This window comes from Actinosynnema sp. NPDC023658 (assembly GCF_040639995.1).
Lineage (GTDB): Bacteria > Actinomycetota > Actinomycetes > Mycobacteriales > Pseudonocardiaceae > Actinosynnema.
Window position 1 is genome coordinate 1 of record NZ_JBFAAX010000766.1, and the last position, 2,692, is coordinate 2,692.

At 74.1% G+C, this 2,692-nt stretch carries 3 protein-coding genes; all 3 read right to left on the bottom strand.

Translation table 11 applies throughout. The features are described from left to right. Nucleotides 1–29: 29 nt before the first annotated feature. Nucleotides 30–1,184: an alpha/beta hydrolase gene (locus AB0G02_RS34425; RefSeq protein WP_360802842.1), complete on the bottom strand. Its 1,155-nt coding sequence runs from the start codon at nucleotides 1,182–1,184 to the stop codon at nucleotides 30–32. Between the two features lie 20 nt (nucleotides 1,185–1,204). Beyond that, the gene (locus AB0G02_RS34430) at nucleotides 1,205–2,203 is read right to left on the bottom strand and encodes a transporter (RefSeq protein ID WP_360802845.1); all 999 of its coding nucleotides are present in this window, start codon (nucleotides 2,201–2,203) and stop codon (nucleotides 1,205–1,207) included. Continuing rightward, nucleotides 2,200–2,692, bottom strand: a 493-nt coding sequence (locus AB0G02_RS34435) for an AAA family ATPase (RefSeq protein ID WP_360802848.1), incomplete at its 5' end; no start/stop codon positions are given. The genes AB0G02_RS34430 and AB0G02_RS34435, both read right to left, overlap by 4 nt.

The window sequence follows — 2,692 nt, forward strand, 5'->3', positions numbered from 1 at the left end:
GCCACCAACGCGGTCGAGGAGCTGTTGCGCTACCTCAACATCACCCACGGCGGACGTCGCCGGGTGGCGCTGGAGGACGTGGAGTCCGGCGACGGCCCGTCCAGCAGCGGCTGCGGCACGCCGCGCAGGTGCAGGTCGAAGAACGCCCGGACGTGCGCACGGGTGATCGCCGCGCCGCGCTCACCGCCGACGGCCGCGCCGAGGTCGACGCCGAGCTGACCGGCCAGCACCCCGAGGTCGGTGAACGACGGGTGCACCATGCCGTCCACCACCAGCCAGCGCCGCCAGCCGGTCAGCAGGGGCCAGGCGTCCTCCCAGCTCTTGGCCGACCCGCCGGTGCCGGGGGCGTAGGCGGAACGGCGACCCAGGAGCATGACCGGCCGCGACATCCCCGTCTCGGGGACCGGCGTGCTGATCGAGCCGTCGACGTCGATCGCGGCGAGGATCCGCGGGTCGGCGCGCAGCGCGGCCAGGCTGCTCGCCCCGCCCACCGAGTGACCGCCCATGGCGATCCGCGACGGGTCGACCAGGTCCGCGCCGGGCCGGTGGCGCAGCGGTCCGGTCAGCTGGTCGAGCACGAAGGACACGTCCGTCGCCCGGCCCCGTTCGAGCGCCGACCAGAACTCGGGGTCGTGGTTGCCGCACGCGGCGCAGGGCGCGACCCGCCCGTCGGGGAACGTGGTGGCGACGTTCTCGTAGGTGTGGTCCACCACCACGACCACGTAACCGTGGCTCGCCAGGTCTTCCGCCAGGGTGCTCAGCGTGGCGCGGGGCCTCTTGAAGCCCGGCGACAGCACCACGAGCGGCCGGCTGTGCTTCCGGCCGGGCAACGGCCGCGCGTCCACGACGGCGTTGGTCCGCACCGCGGCGAGCGCGTCGGGTGGCACGGTGGTGAGGCCGGCCTCTTCGAGCACCGCGCTCGACTCGACCGGCGTCATGTACTGCTTCTTCGGCCCGCGCGCCGACGCCGCCGGGTAGAACAGGGACACCATCAGCTCCCTGGCGGCCACCGACGGCACCCACGGGTCGGGGCGCGAGGTGTCCTCCAGGTAGAGCGACGTCGTGCCCACCGGGTGCCGTCCGGTCGGCGCGGGCAGGCGGGGTGTCGTGTCGGCGGAGGCCGGCACCGCCGGTGAGGTGGTCAGCACCAGCGCCGTGGCGACGGCGAACGTGAGGGCGCGCATGTCTTCCCTTCGTGCGTGCGTCAGGACAGGTGGCGGAGCCGGTGGGAGGACAACCACCAGAGCAGCGCCGAGAACACCAGGTACAGGGCCAGTTCGAGCCACTGGAGCGGCCAGAAGTGGCCCGCCGGGTGGTGGGTCAGGCGCTGCCGGTAGCCGAGGTCGGCCAGCTGGGCGAGGCACCCGCGCATCCCTTCGAGGTCCGGTGGCGGCGCGTCCCCCGCGGGCGGGGGCGGGAGGCAGCCGCGCACCGCGTCGGGCAGCCGGACGACTGCCGCGCCGGACGCGTCCACGGTCTCGTCGGCCAGCACCCAGGAACCGGCGGGTCGGTGCACGGTCAGCGACTCGATCACCTCACCCCCGGAGCCGTTCTGCATCCGGACGCCCGCGATGCTCCGCGCGGTGAGCGCGACCGCCTCCTCGACCGGGGGCACCAGGTGCGGGCGGACGACGAACGACGTCAGCAGTTGCACGGCGAAGTACAGGACGAGCGTGACCGCCATGGCGACGACGGTGCGGCGCACCAGGATGGCGACCGCGATGCCCAGGACGAACGCGAACGCGGCGTAGCCGACCGGCGCGATCCCCCGTGCGGCGGAGATCATCGGCGCGATGCGCGGTTCGAAGCCGCTGTCGGTGTCCAGCTCGGCGGCGGTGTCGATCAGACCGGCCCACCAGCCGACGGCCAGGCTCAGCAGGCCCGCCGCGGCCATGGCGGCGGGAGCGCCCAGTCCCAGCTTGACGGCGAGCCACCGGCTCCGGGTGACGCTCTGGTTCCAGACCAGGTTGTGGGTGCCCGCCTCCAGCTCGCGGGTGATCATCGGCACCGCCCAGAACGCGCCGAGCAGGGCCGGCAGCACGGGCACCGCGATCAGGGCCGCCGTGTAGAGGGTGTCCTGGTCGTGGAAGTCCGCGTGGCCGGACCCGGGTCGGGCGATCGCGAGGAGCACGCCGACGACGACGAGCGCGGCGTGCACCGACAGGACCGGGAAGCGCAGCTGCCGCCAGGCCAGCCAGGTCACCGGACCACCCCCAGCGCGGGACGCCCGGCGTCCGGGCTGCTCAGGTAGGCCAGGACCAGGTCTTCCAGGTCCGGCTCCCCGACGTCCCACGCGGGGTCGAGGATCGGCGCTTCCGTGCGGACCAGGACGGTGGTCTGGCGGTCGGTGTGGCGCGCGGAGACGACCTCCTGGTCCGCGGGCAGGGTGTCGACGTCGCGGCGCGGCCCGGTCAGCCTGTGGTGCGTGGCGAGCAGGTGCTCCACGTCGCCGGTGACCCGGACCTGCGAGCCGACCAGCACGACCAGGTGGTCGCAGACCCGTTCCAGGTCGGTGATCAGGTGCGAGGACAGGACCACGCTGAGCCCGTGCTCCGCGACGGTCTCCATGAGGTCCCCGAGGAACTCGCGGCGGGCCAGCGGGTCGAGCGAGGCGACCGGTTCGTCGAGCAGCAGCAGCTCGGGGCGCTTCGCGATGCCGAGGGTGAGCGCGAGCTGGGCGCGCTGACCGCCG